19 protein-coding genes and 1 riboswitch are annotated in these 21,071 nt (G+C 39.9%); of the genes, 12 read left to right on the top strand and 7 right to left on the bottom strand.

The window, feature by feature from the left end:
- Positions 1-72: 72 nt before the first annotated feature.
- Both ACFX4I_RS15305 and galU read right to left on the bottom strand, forming a co-directional pair.
- The gene (locus tag ACFX4I_RS15305; RefSeq protein WP_230301687.1) at positions 73-213 is read right to left on the bottom strand and encodes a hypothetical protein; all 141 of its coding nucleotides are present in this window, start codon (positions 211-213) and stop codon (positions 73-75) included.
- Positions 214-492: 279 nt separating this feature from the next.
- The gene (gene galU, locus ACFX4I_RS15300; protein ID WP_377421604.1) at positions 493-1,353 is read right to left on the bottom strand and encodes a UTP--glucose-1-phosphate uridylyltransferase GalU; all 861 of its coding nucleotides are present in this window, start codon (positions 1,351-1,353) and stop codon (positions 493-495) included.
- A 171-nt stretch (positions 1,354-1,524) separates the two neighbouring features.
- Here galU and ACFX4I_RS15295 point away from each other — a divergent pair, with 171 nt between their 5' ends.
- From ACFX4I_RS15295 to ACFX4I_RS15270, 6 genes are all read left to right on the top strand, one after another.
- Complete coding sequence (locus ACFX4I_RS15295; protein WP_377421602.1) at positions 1,525-3,195, top strand: DUF6044 family protein; 1,671 nt, start codon at positions 1,525-1,527, stop codon at positions 3,193-3,195.
- A gap of 16 nt (positions 3,196-3,211) precedes the next feature.
- Positions 3,212-4,234 carry a glycosyltransferase family 2 protein gene (locus ACFX4I_RS15290; RefSeq protein WP_230301685.1) on the top strand — a complete coding sequence of 341 codons (1,023 nt, stop codon included), beginning with the start codon at positions 3,212-3,214 and terminating at the stop codon, positions 4,232-4,234.
- The gene (locus ACFX4I_RS15285; protein ID WP_230301684.1) at positions 4,194-4,649 is read left to right on the top strand and encodes a GtrA family protein; all 456 of its coding nucleotides are present in this window, start codon (positions 4,194-4,196) and stop codon (positions 4,647-4,649) included. The genes ACFX4I_RS15290 and ACFX4I_RS15285 overlap by 41 nt, the downstream gene beginning before the upstream one ends.
- A gap of 352 nt (positions 4,650-5,001) precedes the next feature.
- Positions 5,002-5,146, top strand: a riboswitch (cyclic di-AMP (ydaO/yuaA leader).
- 137 nt (positions 5,147-5,283) lie between these two features.
- Positions 5,284-7,110 (top strand): APC family permease, encoded by a 1,827-nt coding sequence (locus tag ACFX4I_RS15280; protein WP_377421599.1) that lies wholly within the window; start codon positions 5,284-5,286, stop codon positions 7,108-7,110.
- A gap of 504 nt (positions 7,111-7,614) precedes the next feature.
- Positions 7,615-8,469, top strand: a complete 855-nt coding sequence (locus tag ACFX4I_RS15275) for a RhaT/GlcU family sugar-proton symporter (RefSeq protein ID WP_230301682.1) — start codon at positions 7,615-7,617, stop codon at positions 8,467-8,469.
- A 15-nt stretch (positions 8,470-8,484) separates the two neighbouring features.
- Positions 8,485-9,270, top strand: coding sequence for a glucose 1-dehydrogenase (locus tag ACFX4I_RS15270; protein ID WP_309519492.1), 786 nt, complete (start codon positions 8,485-8,487; stop codon positions 9,268-9,270).
- Positions 9,271-9,349: 79 nt separating this feature from the next.
- On the opposite strand, the gene ACFX4I_RS15265 is transcribed toward ACFX4I_RS15270, so the two are convergent.
- Both ACFX4I_RS15265 and ACFX4I_RS15260 read right to left on the bottom strand, forming a co-directional pair.
- On the bottom strand, positions 9,350-9,895 hold the full coding sequence (locus ACFX4I_RS15265) for an NADPH-dependent FMN reductase (protein WP_377421597.1): 546 nt from the start codon (positions 9,893-9,895) through the stop codon (positions 9,350-9,352).
- A gap of 118 nt (positions 9,896-10,013) precedes the next feature.
- Positions 10,014-10,967 (bottom strand): bile acid:sodium symporter family protein, encoded by a 954-nt coding sequence (locus tag ACFX4I_RS15260; protein ID WP_230301692.1) that lies wholly within the window; start codon positions 10,965-10,967, stop codon positions 10,014-10,016.
- A 261-nt stretch (positions 10,968-11,228) separates the two neighbouring features.
- Here ACFX4I_RS15260 and ACFX4I_RS15255 point away from each other — a divergent pair, with 261 nt between their 5' ends.
- The 4 genes from ACFX4I_RS15255 to cobT all read left to right on the top strand — a co-directional run bounded on the left by ACFX4I_RS15255 (position 11,229) and on the right by cobT (position 14,470).
- Entirely contained in the window at positions 11,229-11,645 is a 417-nt protein-coding gene (locus ACFX4I_RS15255; RefSeq protein ID WP_076367661.1) for an RrF2 family transcriptional regulator, read from the top strand.
- A 114-nt stretch (positions 11,646-11,759) separates the two neighbouring features.
- Positions 11,760-12,467, top strand: a complete 708-nt coding sequence (locus ACFX4I_RS15250) for a nitroreductase family protein (protein WP_230301680.1) — start codon at positions 11,760-11,762, stop codon at positions 12,465-12,467.
- A 298-nt stretch (positions 12,468-12,765) separates the two neighbouring features.
- On the top strand, positions 12,766-13,311 hold the full coding sequence (lepB, locus tag ACFX4I_RS15245; RefSeq protein ID WP_377421595.1) for a signal peptidase I: 546 nt from the start codon (positions 12,766-12,768) through the stop codon (positions 13,309-13,311).
- A 112-nt stretch (positions 13,312-13,423) separates the two neighbouring features.
- The gene (gene cobT / locus ACFX4I_RS15240; protein ID WP_377421593.1) at positions 13,424-14,470 is read left to right on the top strand and encodes a nicotinate-nucleotide--dimethylbenzimidazole phosphoribosyltransferase; all 1,047 of its coding nucleotides are present in this window, start codon (positions 13,424-13,426) and stop codon (positions 14,468-14,470) included.
- Positions 14,471-14,529: 59 nt separating this feature from the next.
- On the opposite strand, the gene ACFX4I_RS15235 is transcribed toward cobT, so the two are convergent.
- Positions 14,530-15,933: a sigma-54 interaction domain-containing protein gene (locus tag ACFX4I_RS15235; RefSeq protein WP_377421591.1), complete on the bottom strand. Its 1,404-nt coding sequence runs from the start codon at positions 15,931-15,933 to the stop codon at positions 14,530-14,532.
- Positions 15,934-16,197: 264 nt separating this feature from the next.
- On the opposite strand from ACFX4I_RS15235, the gene ACFX4I_RS15230 reads away from it, so the two are divergent.
- Together ACFX4I_RS15230 and ACFX4I_RS15225 are read left to right on the top strand one after the other, a co-directional pair.
- Positions 16,198-17,871 (top strand): alpha-keto acid decarboxylase family protein, encoded by a 1,674-nt coding sequence (locus ACFX4I_RS15230; protein ID WP_377421589.1) that lies wholly within the window; start codon positions 16,198-16,200, stop codon positions 17,869-17,871.
- Positions 17,872-18,388: 517 nt separating this feature from the next.
- On the top strand, positions 18,389-18,637 hold the full coding sequence (locus ACFX4I_RS15225; protein WP_309519496.1) for a hypothetical protein: 249 nt from the start codon (positions 18,389-18,391) through the stop codon (positions 18,635-18,637).
- Between the two features lie 119 nt (positions 18,638-18,756).
- Here the strand turns inward: ACFX4I_RS15225 and ACFX4I_RS15220 are convergent, their stop codons facing one another.
- Both ACFX4I_RS15220 and ACFX4I_RS15215 read right to left on the bottom strand, forming a co-directional pair.
- A complete protein-coding gene (locus tag ACFX4I_RS15220; RefSeq protein WP_377421587.1) occupies positions 18,757-19,932 on the bottom strand; it encodes a C40 family peptidase in 1,176 nt (391 codons plus the stop codon).
- A 291-nt stretch (positions 19,933-20,223) separates the two neighbouring features.
- A complete protein-coding gene (locus tag ACFX4I_RS15215) occupies positions 20,224-21,060 on the bottom strand; it encodes a TIGR03943 family putative permease subunit (RefSeq protein ID WP_230301673.1) in 837 nt (278 codons plus the stop codon).
- Between the last annotated feature and the right edge of the window lie 11 nt (positions 21,061-21,071).

Here is a 21,071-nt window from a genome sequence, read left to right as displayed (position 1 = left end):
GTTAGCAAAAAAAAACTCTGGATGAATAGAGCCAGAGTCTTTCATGAAAGCTTTGGATTAATGATGTGGGATTCAAGTTCTTTCTTCATCGTCCCCATGCAGGAAACGATCATTTTTTTCATTAATGGGCCCGCCAAATTGTGTATTGATTTCCTTTACCACTTGATCTAAAAAATCATCGGAAATTATTGGATTATTAGTTTTTTTGTGCATGTGTTTTTCAACAACCCTTTCTGGAAATCGTCGTTAGGATCAATAATGAAGGATACGTTATCAACATAACCTCACTGATAATAAATTATTCTTCTATGTCGAACATTTTCACTTGCTTTTACATTTTACGGAAGCGTTTATAATAAACAGTTATATTTTGCTTAGAGATTATGGTAAGGGGATATGTTCAGTGGATCATTTTACAACCAAAGGGGTGAATACGATGTGAAAATAGCCCAATCACCTCTAGGTAATTGGGCGTGGGTTATATTAATTTCATTAAGGGAACAGCTGCCTTAAATATGGTATTAGCTGATCACGAAGTTCAGGTCGTTTCATGGCGAAATCTAATGAAGCTTGGAGGAAGCCGAATTTATCGCCGACGTCATATCGATTTCCTTCGATGATATACGAGTATAATGGTTCCTTTTCTAACAAAAGGTCTAAAGCTTCGGTAAGCTGGATCTCACCCTTCCGATCGGGCTTTACGGTTTCAAGGATTTCAAAAATCGCAGGTGATAAAATATATCGGCCAATAATTGCCTGTGTTGATGGTGCATCCTCCACTTTTGGCTTTTCCACCAAGTTTCTTACCAGAAATAAATCCTCATATCGTTCTTGGAAATTTACGATCCCATACTTGGAAACATCGGCAGGTGACACTTCCTTACATCCTATAATGCTCGTACGAACCTTGTTATACCGTTCCATTAACTGCTTCAAAGCTGGAACCTGGCTATCCACGATATCATCCCCTAACAGGACGGCAAAAGGTTCGTCTCCGATAAAAGTTTTGGCACATAAAACCGCATGCCCCAGACCTAAAGGTTCCTTTTGTCTTACATAGTGGATATCCACCATGTTGGAAATGTTCTCCACGATGTTAAGCAGATCATTTTGACCTTTCATTTGCAGAAGCATTTCAAGTTCAATGGATTTATCGAAATGATCTTCGATGGCACGTTTGTTTTTACCAGTAACGATGATAATATCTGTAATCCCTGATTGTACCGCTTCCTCGATAATATATTGAATGGTCGGCTTATCGACAATGGGCAGCATTTCCTTTGGTTGAGCTTTCGTGGCAGGTAAAAATCGTGTTCCTAAACCGGCTGCTGGAATCACCGCTTTCTTTATCATAGCCCAGCCCCTTTTTAAGGTTCTTTAATATGCTTTTTGTTCTACCCTTCATTTTATGTGGTCATTGGTTGACCTATTTCAAAATAGATTAAAATAAATCCCTGAAACAGAATAGATTTACCTTTGAAGCAAATATTAGGGATATATGAATTTGGTCAAGAGGTGTATATTTTGCCAATTGAAAATCAAGAGAGAAAACAAATCCTTTTTGCCTTACTCGTCATTGTTTTATATCTTTCTCCTTTATTCATCCTTGGGGAAAATGCGCATATTCGCGTACATGATAATTTGGATTCCAACCTTGCCTGGTATAAAGTCCTTTCAGAAAGCGGTGAGTTATTCGGTGCAATAGACGCCAAAATTCCCCAGATTATGAATGGGCTGCCCCGAAATGCTTTTGGCAGTGAGTTCAGTATTATCGTGTGGCTTCATTCACTTTTTCCGACAATGGTTGCATATGCAATAAGCCAGGCATTAACAAGGTTTATTGCATTCTTCGGCATGTATATCCTATTAAGGAAGCATTTGGTTACAGGAAGCCGATCAGGTTGGATTAGGGTTGGAACATCCTTAGCCTTTGCCCTTACCCCATTTTGGCCATCGGGAATGCTCAGTACACTTGGGATGCCGCTTGCACTTTGGGCTTTTTTGAATATTCGCAGCAAGGACCATTCTTGGAAGAATTATTTGGTCCTTACACTTTTACCGCTTTATTCAAGCATCGTGCTTGGCTTTTTCTTTTTCCTTGTTGCAATGGGGTTTCTTTGGCTAACGGATGTGATCAGGAGAAGAGAGTGGAATATAACGTTTCTTCTTTCAATCGTGTATATGACCGTCATTTTTGGAATGGTGGAGTATCGTTTGGTCGCTTCATTCATTTTTGATTCGGAGCCAAACAGCAGAGATGAATATTTTCACGCAAGGCTGCCCCTTGAGTGGGTCATTAAGCTTACATTCAAAAATTTCGTTCTTGGCCATACGCATGTCATGACTGTACATGCGCTTATCATCCTGCCGATTACCATCTTTGCCCTTTATATTATTCTGACCAAAAAACTGTGGAGACAGGAAAAGGTATATGTTTTTTTATTCGTCTTGAATTTTATCCTCTCGGCGTGGTACGCATTTTGGTTTTATAAAGGCTGGCTTCCTTTAACGGAAAGGTTTCATACTCTGGATACCTTTAATTTTGCAAGATTTCACTTTTTAAGGCCGATGGTAATTTACGTGGGGTTTGCCCTCGCGGTAAAAATCATTTGGGAACACAGCGATTATGCTAAGAAAACCCTTTCTATTTTCATCGCCGTTCAAATTATGGTGTTAATGGGTTTCAATGAAGAAATCACTCATAATAAAAAACCTTCTTTTAAAGAGTTCTATTCAGAAAGCCTTTTTCGGGAAATAAAAGATTATATTGACCTTCCGCAGGAAGAATATCGTGTTGCCAGCATTGGGCTGCATCCCGCAATTGCACAATTTAATGGATTTTACACGCTAGATAGCTATAACAATTTCTATCCGCTTACTTACAAACATCAATTTCGTCAAATAATTGAAAACGAATTGGCTAAGAATAAAAACATCAGAATCTACTTTGATGAATGGGGAGGACGTTGTTACCTATTTACCGATGAACTTGGGAAGCATTATATGTTCAAGAAAAGCTCCAAGAAAGAGCTGAAAAATTTAGACCTTAATATGGTTGCGTTTAAAGGATTAGGTGGTAAGTATATATTTTCTGCCATACCAATCAACAACTCGAAGGAAAACGGATTGGTACTAGATAGGATTTTCACGAAAAAAGAAAGCGTATGGAAAATTTATTTATACAGAGTCATGTGAAAAGGGGGGGAATAGAGTGAATTCACCGATACTAACGATTGTTGTACCTTGTTATAACGAAGAAAGCGTCTTGCAGGATACCATTACCCAACTATGTGGATTGGTGAGGGGGTTAGTAGAAGAAAACGTTGTTTCTGGTCAAAGTAAAATTCTATTGGTTGATGATGGAAGTAAAGATCAAACATGGAAGATCATTTATAAGGAAACGATTAATAATGAACTTGTTCGTGGGCTAAAGCTTTCCCGGAATGCAGGACATCAAAATGCACTCCTGGCAGGATTGTTTACAGCCAAAGAAGCCTCGGATTGTGTGATTTCCATTGATGCAGATTTACAGGATGATATTCAAGTCATCCCTGAATTCATTCGGAAATTCAATGAAGGGTGTGAAATTGTATACGGTGTCCGCCAGAAAAGGGACCTTGATTCATTTTTCAAACGAACATCTGCAACTGGTTTTTATAAAATGATGAACAAGATGGGGGTTAACCTTGTCTATAATCATGCCGATTTCCGGCTAATGAGTAAAAGGGCGATCGCGGAGTTGGAACGATTTGATGAAACGAATCTTTTTTTACGGGGGATCGTACCGCTCATTGGGTTTAAGACGGACTCTGTTTATTATGACCGAAAAGAAAGATTGGCTGGGGAAACGAAATATCCATTTAAGAAGATGGTTGCTTTTGCGCTTGATGGCATTACTTCCTTTTCAGTTACACCGATTCGGCTTGTATTATGGCTAGGATGTTTTTCCTTTTTCATTAGCTTACTCTTTGGGTCTTACTTTTTATGGTTAAAGTTTTATGGGCAGACCGAAACTGGATGGACCTCATTAATCACCTCCATATGGTTGATCGGTGGACTACAGTTGATTGCTGTCGGCTTGATTGGGGAATATATCGGTAAGATTTACAATGAATCCAAACGCCGGCCTAAATATATAGTTGATCTGGATCTATTTAATCCGCTCGATTTAAAAAAACGGGAGCAACTAGACAATGAACGGAACAGTATTGAAAAACTATCTAAAACACACTAACTCCTTTATCCGCTTTTTATTGGTTGGGATAGTCAATACAGCGGTTGGACTTTCCATCATGCTTTTTCTCATGAATGTTCTTGAATTCTCTTACTGGGTCTCCACCTTTATCGGTAATGGTACGGGAGCTGTAACGAGTTTTCTTTTGAACAGGACTTATACCTTTAAAAGTGATATAGAATGGCGGAGAGGAGTTGCACGTTTCTTTTGCGTCATCCTGATTTGTTATTCCGCCGCATATTCTTTAGGCCAAGCTATTGCAGAATCAATGGAAGGATCCGTTCATTTACCCATACAACAAAATGTGGCTGTGCTGATAGGAGCAATTTTTTACACAGTTCTTAACTATATCGGCCAGAAATTCTTTGTCTTTAAAAAAAGCAATTTGAGACCAATTCAAGAAGGAAGGAACTAATTAGGTGGATCAGTGGGATAATGCCCCCGGTTGTAAGAATTAAAGGGGAATCGGAAAGCGAAAATCAAGTTTAATGATTCAAGCTGGGGGCAGATCGCTTCACTTCGTTTTTCACGATCTCCATGTGGCGATCATTTTTTCCTTTTCTGACCATCTTTTGTTCATCAATTCCCTGATTTTTTTCTTTTTAGACGTTTACTTACCTCCTTTCCTCCCTTCGAACCATGTGTTTGCATGACTTATGTAATATACGTCAAGAATAAAACCTCGCATACAAAAAATAATTATATTTCTGTGCAAAATTTTCATTTACTTTTCCTTTTCACGGGAGTATGATAATCAACAGTTTCATATTTCTAAATCGCTTAAACCTTATGGTGCGGGGGACCCGGTATTGGGATTGTTACTACAATCCAAGGGGTGAATCCTTTCAAGGTAGGGCTACTCTTAGGTCCGAATCCGACAGCTAACCTCGTAAGCGTTATATGAGAAGGAAAGTGGAGCTTGTTAGACAAAAAAATTGATGTCTACAGGTCTATTTAGCTATGACTTGTAGGCATTTTTCTGTTTGTCTTGTTTTTTGCTACAGCTGGGTAACATAAACTTATAAATTTAATATGGTGGTGAATACTTGATGTTATCTTCTATAAAGAGGTTCTTGATTGGGAGACCTTTAAAATCAAATGCACTTGGTGAACAAAAGCTTAACAAAACAAAGGCTTTGGCGATATTATCTTCTGATGCTTTGTCTTCGGTTGCTTATGGGCCGGAGCAAATATTGATCGTTCTGATCACGGTCGGTGCTGCGGCATTCTGGTATTCCATACCCATCGCCATCGGAGTATTGTTACTATTGGCTGCATTGATCTTGTCCTATAGACAAATCATTTTTGCTTATCCTCATGGCGGGGGGGCATATGTGGTTTCAAAAAACAATTTAGGAGTCAATCCAGGGCTGATAGCTGGAGGATCCTTATTGGTGGATTATATATTAACTGTGGCTGTAAGTGTTTCTGCAGGTACGGATGCCATCACGTCCGCTTTTCCCAGCCTTCATTCATATAATGTAGGCATAGCCATCATTTTCGTCATTCTGCTTACAATCCTGAACCTGCGGGGGGTTACGGAGTCGGCCTCTGTTTTGGCCTATCCGGTGTATCTATTCGTTTTAGCATTGTTCATCTTGATTGGTGTAGGAACTTACAAGATCCTGACGGGAGGAGTTTCACCCGAATTACACGCGCCAATCGGGACTCCAGTAGCGGGCATCAGTTTATTCATACTGCTAAAAGCATTTGCATCAGGAAGCTCCGCATTGACAGGAGTTGAAGCGATTTCCAATGCGATTCCGAACTTTAAAGACCCAGCCCCGAATAATGCTGCAAAAACTTTAATAGCTATGGGTTCCCTACTGGCAGTATTATTTACGGGAATCGTATTCTTAGCCTACTATTTAAGCATTGTTCCTAGCGCAGAGGTAACGGTCGTCTCGCAGATTGCTGAAGAGATCTTTGGCCGGAATTTCATGTATTTCTTCATTCAAGGTACGACTGCATTGATCTTGATACTTGCTGCCAATACTGGCTATTCCGCTTTCCCCTTGCTTGCGGTGAATCTTGCAAAAGATAAATTCATACCAAGGGCGTTTACGATTAGAGGGGACCGATTAGGATATTCCAATGGAATAATCATACTGGGACTTGCATCCATCATCTTAATAGTCTCATTTGAAGGACATACAGAAAATCTCATTCCGCTTTATGCCGTAGGGGTATTCATTCCATTTACTCTGTCCCAGACCGGGATGATTGTTAAATGGATTCGCGAAAAGCCAAAAGGCTGGATGTTGAAATTAACCATTAATTCAATTGGTGCAATTATTAGCTTTATCGTCACGATGATATTCTTCTTGACCAAGTTTACTCAGGTTTGGCCTGTTTTGATTTTTCTACCTATTATCCTGTTAATTTTTCATCGAATCAGAAAGCATTATGAAGCAGTTGGTGACCAACTAAGGATTACAACTTGTGAGCCGATCTTGCCAATTGAAGGAAATATCATTATCGTACCTGTGGCCGGTATAACTCATGTGGTTGAGAACTCCTTAAATTATGCTAAATCTCTTTCAGCACATCAGGTTATTGCCGTTTATGTTTCTTTTGAAAGAGAAGATGAAAAAAAATTCGAAGAAAAATGGAAGAAGTGGCAACCAGATGTTAGACTTGTGACTCTAAACTCTTATTACAGGAGTATCATACAGCCATTAACTAAATTTGTAGATACAGTTGAACATAAAGCGAGGGAATCCAACTATAAAGTTACGGTAATAATCCCGCAATTTATTCCGAAGAAAGGCTGGCACAATATTCTTCATAACCAATCAAGTTTACTGATTAAGGCCTACTTGCTTTATAGAAGAAATGTAGTTGTTGCGACAGTGCCCTATCATTTGAAGAAGTAAGTTCCATTATCTAAGAAAAGAAGCAGACCTACATAAGGTTTGCTTTTTTTCTAATCTTTATAAAAAATTCAGCAGTAACTTACGCTGCCGATATTTGAGTATGAACATTCATTACCAACTCATTAATTTACAGTAACTATGAAGCCCGTACAATAAAAAGGATTTGCAGTAAGATGTGGGGATACTTCCTCTTTTAAAGCTTTAATTAATGTTAATATAAAACTTTCCCCATCATCATTATCCGAACGACAGCTGTTTGGGAAAGTCATTATTTCAAAGTCGCTGGTGATTTGGAAATGGACATGCAACATCATCAACATGGTGGCTAGCATCAATCAGTATCATTAAAAAGGGCTGTGTCTGCAGCCCTTTTTGTGTTGAACACTACTTTAGGGGAAACACTTCATAAAATTACCAAGGGTCAATTCAAATAATGCGAACATATTAAGAAGACAAAATGAAATTTCCTGCTTAATTTTGAACTTACATATATGGGGGTTGTAAATGGATATATTATTAGCTCTCTTGCCGGCATTATTCTGGGGAAGCATCGTTTTATTTAATGTGAAACTCGGGGGTGGACCCTATAGTCAAACACTAGGTACAACGATTGGAGCCTTGATTTTTTCAATTGGTGTTTATATTTTCGCAGATATTAAATTGTCACTCCTGGTGTTTGGAGTCGGAGTCGTATCTGGATTGTTTTGGGCTGTTGGACAAGCTAATCAGCTTAAGAGCATTGATTTAATGGGAGTTTCCAAAACCATGCCAATATCAACAGGATTGCAGCTCATTTCAACCACTTTATTCGGGGTCATAGTTTTTAACGAATGGTCTACAATGAAATCGATTATTTTAGGCGTTTTGGCTTTAGTCTTCATTATTATAGGAATCGTCTTGACCTCCTTGGAAGATAAAGAATCGAAAGAGGGCAAGTCGGGAAACTTGAAGAAAGGAATCGTTATTCTCCTCATCTCGACATTCGGTTATTTGGTTTATGTGGTCGTGGCCCGTCTTTTTGATGTTGACGGGTGGTCAGCGTTGTTCCCTCAAGCGATAGGGATGGTGATAGGAGGTCTGTTATTGACTTTTAAACATAAACCGTTTAACAAATATACGATTCGCAATATCATTCCGGGATTGATATGGGCTGCAGGGAACATGTTTTTATTCATATCCCAGCCCCGTGTGGGAGTGGCTACTAGTTTTTCCCTTTCGCAAATGGGCATAGTCATCTCAACTATTGGCGGGATCATCATTTTACGTGAAAAGAAAACGAAGCGCCAACTAATTGGAATTGTAATTGGAATTATCTTGATCATCATAGCTGGGATTATGCTCGGGCTGGCAAAAAGTTAATTGGAGGGTGATTAAATGTATACAGATTTAGAAGGTAAAGTCGTTGTTATAACGGGTTCATCCACTGGTTTAGGAAAAGCGATGGCCATTCGCTTTGCTAAGGAAAAGGCAAAGGTCGTGGTTAATTATCGTACTGAATTAGAGGAAGCAGATAGTGTAATGGAAGAAATCAAAACAAATGGTGGGGAAGCCATTGCCGTAAAAGGCGATGTCACCAGTGAACAAGATGTCATTAACCTTGTTCAATCAGCGATAAAGAATTTCGGGAAACTCGATATATTCATCAATAATGCTGGAATTGAAAATCCGGTTCCATCTCACGAGATGCCGTTAAGCGACTGGAATAGGGTAATCAATACTAACTTAACCGGAAATTTCCTAGGCTGCCGTGAAGCTATCAAGTATTTTGTCGAGAACGGTATTAAAGGGAATGTTATAAACATGTCCAGTGTACATGAGATGATTCCCTGGCCTTTATTCGTTCACTATGCGGCAAGCAAGGGCGGGGTGAAGCTGCTTACGGAAACCCTGGCTCTTGAATATGCACCAAAAGGGATCCGTGTGAACAGCATTGGTCCTGGAGCCATCGCCACGCCAATAAATGCCGACAAGCTTGAAGATCCCGAAAAGAAAAAAGATCTTGAAAGCATGATTCCGATGGGGTATATCGGAAAGCCTGAAGAAATTGCTGCGGTTGCTGCATGGCTGGCATCTTCAGAATCCAGTTATGTAACGGGCATCACTCTATTCGCTGACGGAGGAATGACAAAATACCCTGCATTCCAAGCGGGAAGAGGATGAAATGAGTTTAATTCCTCTTTTATGATGCAACAAGAATCCCAGCAGGATCATTCCTGCTGGGATTCTTGTTAAAAAAGCATTAACGAGTATGATGATTATACCAGCTAATGAAGTTATCGACGACCGTTTCGATAAACTGGACAGTTGACTCATGTGTAAGCCTGCCTTCGTTATCGATTTTGTCATGCACTGCACCAACATATACTTCATTTCCGGGAAGGAGCGGGGAGGAGATGCCTAATGCGAATAGGATCTCACGCAAATGCAATTGAGCTTTAACCGTTCCTAATTGCCCCATTGACGCACCCATGATCCATGAAGGTTTGCCGATCAAGACTTTATCAACACGCGATAACCAATCGATTGCATTGCCCAATACGCCTGGAATCGTACCATTGTATTCAGGTGTTACCCACAAGACTGCATCTGCTTCGGCCACTTTGCTTTTAAATTCTTTTACAACTAATGGAGGGTCATTTTCAATATCTTGATCATAAAAAGGTAAATCCCGAATGTTCAAGATTTCGAGATCAAATCGATCTTGATATCTAGTTTGAATATATTTTGCTAGCTTAAGGTTGTAAGACTCTTTACGAATACTTCCCACTATTGCAACAACTTTCATCTTCAATACCTCCAATGATTTGTAATGGATAATCATGTAAATGTGTTCCACTTACCTATTATAATTGGAATATAAATGAAAGGGAAAAAGGATGCTTGAGAAATTATCATTCTGCGGATCACCCTTCATTCACACCACGATGAAAATGCTTTTCCATGACATAGCCAAAAAAGGAGGCAAGCATTTGTTGAAACAGCATGCCAAGTACAACGGGAACAGCGACGGCAGCAGGGAAATAGGCGGTTGCAAGAACGGCTCCAGCACTGATGTTTCGCATACCGCCTGTAAATGTCAAGGTGATGATATCCGCCTTTTCCCATCTTAAATATGCACCGACCATCCAAGAAAGGGCATACCCTGAAGCAGCTATGAACAAAACCAGGAAGGCCATGATCATTAATTTCTTATCGAAATGGGTTAAGTAAGGAGCGATTTTTGAACTGTTCAATATGACTACGATTCCAACGCTTATCTTGGAAAATGGAGCTAAGCGGGGGGATAGTGTATATTGTATTTTCCCTTTTGTAGCCTGATTCAAGAACATGGCAAGCATGGAGGGAAGAACGACCATTCCGATTAATCCTTTCACCATCGACCCCAAATCCATTTCGATCGAACCGCCTCCAAAAAGGGAAACACTGTAAGGAACGATGAATGGCGAGAGTAGGGTGTCGATCAAGATGATGGTTAGGGCAAGCACGGCATTCCCATGATAAATGGATACCCAGATCATACTGGTGACACCGGTTGGAATCACTACAGCCAGGACTAGGCCGGTAATCGTGAAAGCATCACCATGAAACACTAAGTGGCCGAGACCAAAAGCCCAAATAGGCATGAGCATATGAAGGATTAGCAATACGATGAAAACAGGTAAAGGGTGGGTGACGGCCTGTTGCAAAGATTTAAAGTTGGAGCCTAAACTTCCGGAAAATGTTATGAAGGCAAATATCCATGGAACAAGAAAGGTGTAATCCGTTAGATGTTCGGCTAATAATACACCAATCACCACGCTTAACGGAGTGATGAGAGGCATGACTTTATCCATTTGTTCATTTATTGTTTTCAGCATCATTCATCCACTTCCTGAGCTATTCTATTAAGTAAGTTTACCATATTCCTAAAGAAATAATTTGTAAGACAAGTATTTTGTCTATTTATTTTTAAAATGGTGAAAAGCATGTATTGGAAGGATAGATTTGGTGAGGGATTCATCGTTCTAAAAAGGGGTTTCCCGATTATGTTCATTAAAAAGGGATTTTGGCAGGTTTGTTCATGCAGCGTTGTATATTCATCGAAAAATAGTTTAAAGTAGAGGGGAGAGGTGAAAGAAATGTCAGAAAAGGTTTCCAGTATAATGTGGTTTAGTCTTGCAGTACAAGCCTTGCTTGTTCTTGCTGATCATGATGGATTATGCAATAGTAATAAATTGGCTGATAAGCTTGATTCGGAGTCCGGTTTTCTTAGAAAAATATTAAGTAATTTAGTGAAGGCAGGGCTGATTCAAGCAAAGGAAGGCAGGGATGGGGGATATTCACTTGCCAAAAATCCCGAACAAATCATTCTTGCAGATATATACGCTGCAATTAAATCCGAACCTTTTTCAAAGGGCTTTCTTGATGTGAATGATAAGAAATGCTTTCAACCATCTTCACGCGAAGCTTTATGCGGTTTAAAAAACGAGATGGAGAGCTGGATTATACAAGGCTTGGAGCAGAAGACGATTGCTGATTTACTTTCAAAATCTTAATGTGAAAAACGAAACTGACATGGTTTCGTTTTTCTTAAACTGTATTTGACAAAAGAACAGTATGCGTTATATACTGTTCCTGTATTAATTACAGTTAAATGGAGGTCATTATAAATGACAAAAAATATAATGAGTAAAGAAGAGTACCTAAATAAATCGAAAGAATTGAATATACCGCTTGAAAAGCCCAAAGTCCTTAATGATACGGACTTCATTACGGTGGCAAAAGAACGGAGATCTGTTCGCCAGTACGATGCTGAATACGTGATGACTGAAGAAGAAATTCGCGAAATCCTGGATATTGCGATTCAAGCACCGTCTTCTTCCAACTTACAGCCATGGAGATTCCTTGTGATTCAAGATAAGCAAACCCAACAAGAATTGCTCCCCATCGCCAATAACCAACAACAAATCGTCGATGCGTCTGCTGTCATTGCCGTTTTAGCTGATATAGAAGGTTACAAAAGTGCAGAGCGGATTTATGGTGAATTAGTCAATAAAGGAATCATGAAGAATGAAATCAAAGAGCCATATGTAGCCTCTATTATGCATAATTACGGCAACTTTTCGGCTGAAAAGGCTTTAAGTGTAGCCATGATTGACGGTGGCTTGGTTTCCATGCAGATCATGTTAGCTGCTAAAGCAAAAGGATACGATACAGTCCCAATGGGTGGGTACGATGAAGCCAAATTTGTGGATGCATTCAATGTACCGGAAAACTTCAAACCCGTCATGTTAATTTCCATTGGAAAAGGAACTAAAGCAGGCTTTGAAAAAGTCCGTTTGCCACTTGATACTGTATTGACTTGGAATAAATACTAAGGTTTTGGAACAATATTTGTACTATGTTAAAAGGATAGCTAAACTCGCTATCCTTTTTTTCATGATTTGAGATTTGCTCTCTACTCCTTTTATTAAAAATGATTATTCTCGCAAGCGATAAAAGGATATGTTACAATTTTTCCAGATATTTCTTTTGGAATATCTCTTCTAAAAATCACCGATGGCAAACTTAAGCATAAGAGATAAACAGTGCTAAAGAATTGTTTTTGGCGCGCAAGCCAAAAATACAGCAATTATCGTTGATTTAGCCGTTCACAATGGATGGGAGGGAGTCCTTATGAAGAATATGAAAAGTGAAGTGTTCTCGTGGTTGAAGTCTATCTTATTCGCTTTAATGATCGTGTTCATTTGCCAACAGTTTTTATTTACACCAGTTACAGTAAAAGGTGAATCAATGGAGCCGACTTATGAAAATGATGACCGGATAGTGATAGCTAAAATCGGAAAGCCGGAGCGCTTCGATATGGTCGTATTTTATGCTCCGGACGCGGAAGAGAATTATATAAAAAGGGTGATCGGTTTACCAGGTGACAGCGTTGAAATGAAAGATGATGTCTTATATATCAATGGGAAAAAGTATAAAGAACCATATTTGAAAGCAAAAAAAGGGGAAATTCCACCTGAAGAAAATCTGACGGAGAATTTCACCCTGAGTGATTTACTTGGGAAATCCAGGGTACCTGCCGGTCATTTATTTGTCATGGGGGATAATCGAAGGAATAGTTGGGATGGAAGAAGATTTGGTTTTATTTCTGAAAAATCACTAATGGGCAAAGTGAAATTTCGTATCTACCCATTAAATGAAATGGGAGTGCCGAAGTAAATGGAAAGCCAAGAGAATAATTAATGGACTAAGTTGTATTTATAGCAGATGATGGATAAGAACCTTTTCCTGTGGTTAAGGTTTTTCATTTTGGATTGTGGGGGGTATACATATGACGAATGGGTTTGCTGCCATCTCCATCCCGATGCTGGATGAAGAAATGGGACGGCAGGTTAAAGGACATGTCGATTCACTGACTGTTCCTCTGGGAAGCTTAGGAAGGCTTGAAGAATGGATAATTGAACTGGCCAAGATGACAGGAGAGGCATTTCCGGACATTTCGAAACCGGGGGTGATCGTGTTTGCGGCCGATCATGGAATTACGGAAGAAGGGATTTCGGCTTATCCAAAAGAAGTGACGGAACAAATGGCACTTAATTTCCTGAATGACGGTGCTGCCATCAATGTATTAAGCCGCGCGATAGATGCTTACTTGGACATTGTCGATATAGGAATCGATGCAGATATCGAAGCACCGGGGTTAACTTCGAGAAAAGTCCGCAATGGAACTAGAAACTTTTATAAGGAAGAGGCGATGACAAAGGAAGAAGTAATTCAAGCGCTTGAAATTGGATATGACCGTGCGCAGAAAATGATTGCCCGTGGTGCGAACTGCCTGATTCTTGGTGAAATGGGAATCGGAAATACGACTTCCAGTACCGCGATCATCTCCATCATAAGCGGGAAAAGCGTCGAATCACTAGTGGGACAGGGAACAGGATTGAAGTCAGAAGGCATTATACATAAGCAAAGAATAATTGAAGAAGCGATTTCATTAAGAAATCCTAATCCGGAAGATCCAATCAATATTTTGATGAAAATCGGCGGGTTCGAAATCGCAGGTATGGCAGGGGCCATGCTTGCTGCAGCGAATAACCGTATACCCATTCTTGTTGATGGTTTCATTACAACCACGGCTGCTGTATTGGCAAACCTGATTTCCGGACGTGCAGCCGATTATATGTTTGTTGGACATCGATCTGCAGAACCTGGTCATAGAACGGCCATAGAACTGCTTGGCAAGGAGCCGATCCTCGACGTGGGAATGAGAATCGGGGAAGGAACAGGGGCTGCCCTGTCATACCCCATCCTTAAGGCAGCGACATTGGTCATTAAAGAAATGGCAACATTTGAATCTGCAGGCGTGTCAAATAAGTAAGAAATAGGAGACCTTCATTGCGATGGTCTCCTATTTTTATGGTTCCTTTCAATTCACTTTTACTTAATGGGCAGATGACCCTTATATTTCTTCATTTTCCTGACGACGGAAGGCTGGCTGATCCCTAGGAATTTAGCCATTTCATATGTAGACTTACATTGTTTACTCGCTTTCATCATCATCCATTTTTCCACTTGTTCGAGGGCGGTATGGAGATCACTATCATCAACCATTATATCGTCGATCATTAGGGTATCATCTTTTTTCTCAAAAGATTCTTGTCCATGGAAATGGGAGGGGAGAAATCCAGGGAAAATGATGGAGTCTTCCGAGGTCAAAATGAGACGTTCAATCAGGTTTTCCAATTCACGCACGTTTCCTGACCATTTATGCTGAATCAGTATTTCGTAAGTGGAAGGGTGCAATTTCTTATCTGACTTGTATTTCTTGTTGATGATTTCGAGATTGTGATTGATTAAGATGGCGATATCTTCTTTTCTTTCTCGTAATGGCGGTATTTGGATGGGAATCACATTTAAGCGGTAATACAAATCGAGCCTGAATGTTCCCTTTTCCACCATTTCCTCAAGGTTTTGATTGGTTGCCGTTACAAGCCGAAAATCTATCTTATGCTCTTTTTTTCCGCCCACCCTTTTAAAAGTCTTCTCTTGCAGGACATTTAATAATTTCACTTGCATATCCAGCGGAAGCTCACCGATTTCATCGAGAAATAAGGTTCCGTTATCTGCTTGTTCCACCAGGCCTTGTTTCCCCTGCTTCTGCGCTCCGGTGAAGGATCCCGCTTCATATCCAAACATTTCAGATTCAAAGAGACTTTCTGGGATGGTACTGCAGTTGACTTCGATGAATGGCTCTTTGCTGCGGTAACTCTGATTGTGCAGCCGGCGGGCGAATACGCTCTTTCCCACACCGGATTCACCGAGAAGCATGACGGTCGCATCCGTTTTGGAAACACGGTGTACCGTTTTGGCGATTTGCCGCATTTCCTTGCTGCGATATATCAGCTCCTCCTGTTCTCTAAGTTCCTCGACCTCCGATTGGTATTCTTGAATCTTTTTCTCCAATTGACCGTACTGATCCTGGAGGTTCCTGATTTCAGTTTGATCTTGGGCATAGCTGACGACACGAATTAATTCACCATCATCATCAAAGATGGGATAGGCAGTCGACATGACGATTTTTCCCGTCTTCGTATGCTGCATGATCTGTACAGGTGTTTTCTCTTTCAATACCATGGCGGAAATCGAAGGTGAAAGGATTCCTTCCGTTTCGAGCTGGTAAACGGATTTTCCAAGATAATGTTCCGGTTCGATTCCATATATCCACCAATGGTTAGGATTCGTGAATAAAATGAACCCTTTTTCATCGGTCACGGTAATATTATTATTGGATGTGTTGATGATGCATTCCAAAACTCTTTTGACATTGTTATCACTCATCATTTTCCCCCTTATCCACTGTTTCGGTGATTCAAATATAAATCAAAAATAGAGGTGAAATCAAGAATTTTCAGATACTTTGATTTGAAATCAAATCATTTTTTATGAGAGCCATGCCTGAGATTACCTCACTCACATCATTTTTCAAAGCTAAAACTAGAGTAATAGAGTAGCTAACCCACCTTAAGTATGTGGATAATTACGGTTAACCTACTTATGTTTGGGTATAAATAAAGTAGAGAGTAATCGATTGAAGGAGTGATTGACTTGGCTGAAAACAGAACCTTGGGACAATATTTATACGACTGCTTAAAAGCAGAAGGCATTACAGAGATTTTTGGTGTGCCCGGAGACTATAATTTCTCATTGCTAGATACTTTGGAAGATTACGATGGGATTGAGTTTATTAATGGACGAAATGAACTCAATGCAGGATACGCTGCGGACGCTTATGCCCGTGTGAAGGGCATGTCGGCACTCATCACCACTTTTGGTGTCGGTGAAATGAGCGCATGTAATGCAATCGCTGGAGCGTACAGTGAAAATGTGCCGCTCATACATATTGTCGGCTCGCCAAAGTCCATGATGCAACAGGAAAAGGAGCTTGCCCATCATACGTTAATGGATGGAGATTTTGATGTTTTCCGTAAGGTTTATGAGCATATTACCAGTTATACGGCAATTCTTACACCAGAAAACGCAGCTAGGGAGATACCGGCTGCAATCAGAATCGCGAAAGAAAAGAAAAAGCCCGTTTATTTGGTAGTGGCTATCGATCTTGTTGAAAAACCGTTACTTTCTCACGGTGAGACTTCTGAAAATATGGCCAAAACGAATGTTGATGCGCTGCAGTCAGCAGTGAAGCATATAAAAGGGATGTTAGAACATGTAAACAAAGCGGTTCTGCTTGTCGATATGAAAACACTTCGTTATAACTTGCAGAAACCCGTACTGCAGCTCGCTGAGAGGTTAAATGTTCCAGTTGCTTCGTTAATGCAGGGAAAAAGCGGGTTTGATGAGAGCCATCCCCAGTATATTGGTGTATATGGCGGAGCTTTCGGAAGTAAGGATGTTACTCAGACTGTTGAAGAAGCAGATTTCATCATAGCCGTTGGTGCTGTTTGGTCAGACGTCAATACTTCCAAAGGTACAGCAAAGCTTAACCCGTTGAAAATGGTGGAAATTCAACCTGACACATTAAAAGTGGGGAAAGCCAGTTATATGAATGTCAGGGCGGAGGAAATTCTACATGCGCTCCAGGACATTGGTTACCGGCAGAACGAATCTGTTGGAAACATCTCGTTTCCGTATGACACAATGGTGGAAGACCCCTCAGCACCACTGAAAGCAGCTTCCTATTATCCTCGAATTCAGCAAATGTTAAAAGAAAATGACATTGTGGTCACGGAAACAGGAACATTCTCTTATGGCATGTCACAGGTCAGGTTGCCGAAAGGGGCGACCTACATAGCTCAGGGAGGCTGGCAAAGCATCGGATATGCCACGCCCGCAGCTTTCGGTGCTTGTATAGCGGATAGAAACCGGCGTGTTCTTTTGTTTACCGGGGACGGCTCGATACAGCTGACAGCACAGGAAATAAGCTCGATGCTGGAGAACGGCTGCAAGCCCATCGTGTTTATTCTCAACAATAACGGTTACACGATAGAAAAATTCTTGAACGTAAAAGTCGATATAGAAAAACAGAAATACAACGAGATACCAGAGTGGGATTATACAAAACTGGCTGAAGCGTTTGGTCAAGAGGCATTTACTGCAAAAGTCGAGACGAATGGTGAACTGGATGAAGCCATTACAAATGCTCAGGACATGAACGCCGATAAGCTTTGCCTTATAGAATTGGTTGTGAAAGATCAAATGGATGCACCGGATTATTTGCAAAAAATGAGGCAATATCTTGAAACGCAAGAAAAACTAAAGTAATACCAAAAGGAGGTTCGGAATCTCACCCCGGACCATGAATTTAAAACAAGACTAGATTATCCTTAATGGTTTTTTACTGTAATCCTTATTGGATTGAAGAAATATGCGACACTCCTGCCGAATAACTGGCTAGCCGAGAACCTACAGGCGCTTGCTTTGATGAGGCTTGGCAGGCAGCCGGCGGAAAGGGAGCGGATTTCTGAGATCAAGCTGGAATGTTTTTTAATGAAAGGCCTTCTGTGGATGAAGGCCTTTTTTTGTTGGCAATCTAGATACTGTACTTACTATATATACACGGCCCGATCAAGGACAAGAAGGGCAGGTTGAAAAAGTAAACAGGACATATCCAGAATGACAATACCAGTATGGGTCACTGTCATTTCAAAATTGAAACCAGGAATTTTTAAATTAAGAGTATTATGAAAATGTCACGAAGTAATAGGGAATATATTTTTCCTAAGTGGAGAAAGCCATTCTTTTTATGCCTGGCAATTTCTATAGATAAAGGGGCATACAAATGCGTAGGAATGTATCATTGGCACGGTTAATAGAGTCGAATAAAGAAAATCTCAACAATAATCAGCTGTTCATAGATCTTATTGAAGAAAAAGTCCATAAAAAGCAAGTCGAAATGCAGGAAAGACCTCTAACAAAACAGGCAGGTGATGACAAGCCTGGAAGGAGTCCGTATCAGTTAACAACTCAATTATGCGATTATGGAGATGCAAAGGTTAATGCGCGAGTGAGGATGGATTCAAAAGGATAATGAGAATGGTTATAAGCCATTTCACCAGTTGATGGTATTTGACAGTATAATACGCAAAAAAGCGTGCATGATAGTTTATCAATACACGCTTTTTTGCTCTTTTAATGCCATATCATTATTTAGTTAAGAACTCGGACTGCCTTTACAAAGCTAGGTCCCCAGTAAGAATTGTTAATGTTAGCGTAGGATACACCTTTAGATGTAGAAGCATTCAGCATTTGACCGTTACCGGCATAAATTCCCACATGATTGATTACACCATCATTATTGGTATCAAAAAATACTAAATCCCCTTTTTGGAGGGATTTTGAAGATACAGCTGTACCAACGTGTGATTGTGCCACTGAATTTCGAGGCAAGGAAACACCAGCACTTTGGAATGCCCTTAATGTGAATGAAGAGCAATCAAATACGTCAGTGCGTGAAGTGCTCGCACCATAAACATACTTGGCTCCCATGTATTTAGCGCCAGCCGCCAAAACTTGATCCGCATTGGTCGATTTGGACGGTTTATTAATTGCAGATGCCGAGGCTTTCCCAGAAACACGGATGGATTGGCCTATACGAATACGATTTGTATTAGAAATATTAGGGTTCAATTTAAGTAATGCACTAAGGGAAAGGTTATATCTTTTAGCGATTGTTGATAAGGAATCCCCTAATTTAACCACATAAACTGCTGTTGTATTTTTACTATTATCCGGATTGCTGGTGAGGGTATTAACCTTCAAGACTTGGCCGGGAAAAATAAGGTTACTAGTCAAATGGTTTTTAGACTTTAATTGTTGGACAGTCATATTATTGACTCTGGCAATTTTGTCCAGGGTGTCCCCGGATTTGACCCTATATGTAGCATTAGATTGACTGTTTTTAGCCGTAGAGCTGGATGCAGGGGCTTGTCCGGAAACCCGGATGGATTGGCCAATATAAATGCGATCCGAATTAGAAATATTAGTGTTTAATTTAAGCAGGGCACTAAGGGAAAGGTTATATTTTTTAGCAATTTTTGATAAATTATCCCCCAGTTTAACCACATATTTTTCGGTTTTATCTATATTTTTATCTGTATGGTTGTTAAGGTTATTAACCTTCAAGACTTGGCCGGGAAAAATAAGGTTACTAGTCAAATGGTTTTGAGATTTTAATGCTTGGACAGTTGTATGATTAGCTTTAGAGATTTCATCAAGGGTGTCCCCTGATTTAACTTGATAAGAACCAGCATAAGCAGAAGTGCCAGCCACTAGGGTACCTATAATAGTTCCTGCAAGAATGAAAGAGTTTTTCGAATTGTTCATTTAGGAAAGTTCCTCCTGAAGTGGTAAAAAAATATGTAGCATTTATATTATAAAGGTAAGACATATAAAAAACATGACCCATATAAATAAAATTCAACTTTTTTCGTCATTTTTCAGGTTATTTTGTAGATCTGTCATATCGAGTGGATTCAAGTGGGGAGTTAGAGGCCATATCTTTAATTTCGTATAAAGAGATAACTAGACTTAAAGAGCATTTCATAAAATGGAAGTTTGAGGTCATTAAAAAGAAAGGTAAGTATAGCATACCCTTACCTTTCCATGATTCATTTTTTAATATTGTCTATAAACGTAGGGATCATCCGGTTCAGCGATTTTACTATGTGATGATACTTTGAGCAAGGGAATGGTTTTCTTGAATGGCTGATAATAAATGGATTCCAATTCACCTGTCACGGAATACCACTCATCATTTTTAGGATGCATTCCTTCAGGAAATTCGATTAGCATACCGAAAACCCCAGAGTCCGCGACACAGTGAATGACCCCAAAACGAAATAGGAATACCTGGTTTTTGGCTAGCTCATTTGAATTGTACGAAAATCCGGTTAACGTTATTTGCTTGCCAGTGAACTTTCCAGGAGAGTAATAGATGGCTTCTAAATCGTTTAGATAGTTTTCATCTGTTAATTGAAGACTATCACGATCAACCAAGCCTTTGAGAGAGTTATCCATTAAAGTTAAGTAGTCATCCTTGCCATAATAAAGACTCGTATCCGGCTGCAGGAATTGATGCTGGCTATATTCATCTGAGTCTTCATATACTGGGAAATGAAATCCTTTTTTTTCTACAATATTGGAGTCCATAGTGGCAACAGGCAAAAAGAGACCGGTTAAAATGGGAATGAAGTATAGGAAGTAAGTAAGGTTCCTTTTCCATTTCTTATTTTCCTGGGAGTGATCATGTCCGCACTGACAATCAACACCTTCCTCTTGATTATCTTCCTTAAAATATAAGTAAGATCCCATTAACGTGAATATTGCCAGTATATAGATGGCAATCTGTGATACATATGAATATTCCATATTAATGTATTTCGATATATTCCCTGAGGCGTGTAAATGCATGAATAAAAAAGTAAGTCCAAGTAATATGATTAATCTTCCCATATAAAACACCC

The sequence above is a fragment of the Peribacillus sp. YIM B13472 genome, from assembly GCF_042788005.1.
Lineage (GTDB): Bacteria > Bacillota > Bacilli > Bacillales > DSM-1321 > Peribacillus > Peribacillus simplex_E.
Note: the sequence above shows the minus strand (reverse complement) of the source record. Positions and strands in the feature narration are given on the sequence as shown.

Bases quoted from the DNA above. Each gene is read 5' to 3' on its own strand.
- ACFX4I_RS15305 (WP_230301687.1), bottom strand. From the start codon at position 213: ATGCACAAAAAAACTAATAATCCAATAATTTCCGATGATTTTTTAGAT.
- galU (WP_377421604.1), bottom strand. From the start codon at position 1,353: ATGATAAAGAAAGCGGTGATTCCAGCAGCCGGTTTAGGAACACGATTT.
- ACFX4I_RS15285 (WP_230301684.1), top strand. From the start codon at position 4,194: ATGAACGGAACAGTATTGAAAAACTATCTAAAACACACTAACTCCTTT.
- ACFX4I_RS15280 (WP_377421599.1), top strand. From the start codon at position 5,284: ATGTTATCTTCTATAAAGAGGTTCTTGATTGGGAGACCTTTAAAATCA.
- ACFX4I_RS15275 (WP_230301682.1), top strand. From the start codon at position 7,615: ATGGATATATTATTAGCTCTCTTGCCGGCATTATTCTGGGGAAGCATC.
- ACFX4I_RS15270 (WP_309519492.1), top strand. From the start codon at position 8,485: ATGTATACAGATTTAGAAGGTAAAGTCGTTGTTATAACGGGTTCATCC.
- ACFX4I_RS15265 (WP_377421597.1), bottom strand. From the start codon at position 9,895: ATGAAAGTTGTTGCAATAGTGGGAAGTATTCGTAAAGAGTCTTACAAC.
- ACFX4I_RS15260 (WP_230301692.1), bottom strand. From the start codon at position 10,967: ATGCTGAAAACAATAAATGAACAAATGGATAAAGTCATGCCTCTCATC.
- ACFX4I_RS15255 (WP_076367661.1), top strand. From the start codon at position 11,229: ATGTCAGAAAAGGTTTCCAGTATAATGTGGTTTAGTCTTGCAGTACAA.
- ACFX4I_RS15250 (WP_230301680.1), top strand. From the start codon at position 11,760: ATGACAAAAAATATAATGAGTAAAGAAGAGTACCTAAATAAATCGAAA.
- lepB (WP_377421595.1), top strand. From the start codon at position 12,766: ATGAAGAATATGAAAAGTGAAGTGTTCTCGTGGTTGAAGTCTATCTTA.
- cobT (WP_377421593.1), top strand. From the start codon at position 13,424: ATGACGAATGGGTTTGCTGCCATCTCCATCCCGATGCTGGATGAAGAA.
- ACFX4I_RS15235 (WP_377421591.1), bottom strand. From the start codon at position 15,933: ATGATGAGTGATAACAATGTCAAAAGAGTTTTGGAATGCATCATCAAC.
- ACFX4I_RS15225 (WP_309519496.1), top strand. From the start codon at position 18,389: ATGCGTAGGAATGTATCATTGGCACGGTTAATAGAGTCGAATAAAGAA.
- ACFX4I_RS15220 (WP_377421587.1), bottom strand. From the start codon at position 19,932: ATGAACAATTCGAAAAACTCTTTCATTCTTGCAGGAACTATTATAGGT.
- ACFX4I_RS15215 (WP_230301673.1), bottom strand. From the start codon at position 21,060: ATGGGAAGATTAATCATATTACTTGGACTTACTTTTTTATTCATGCAT.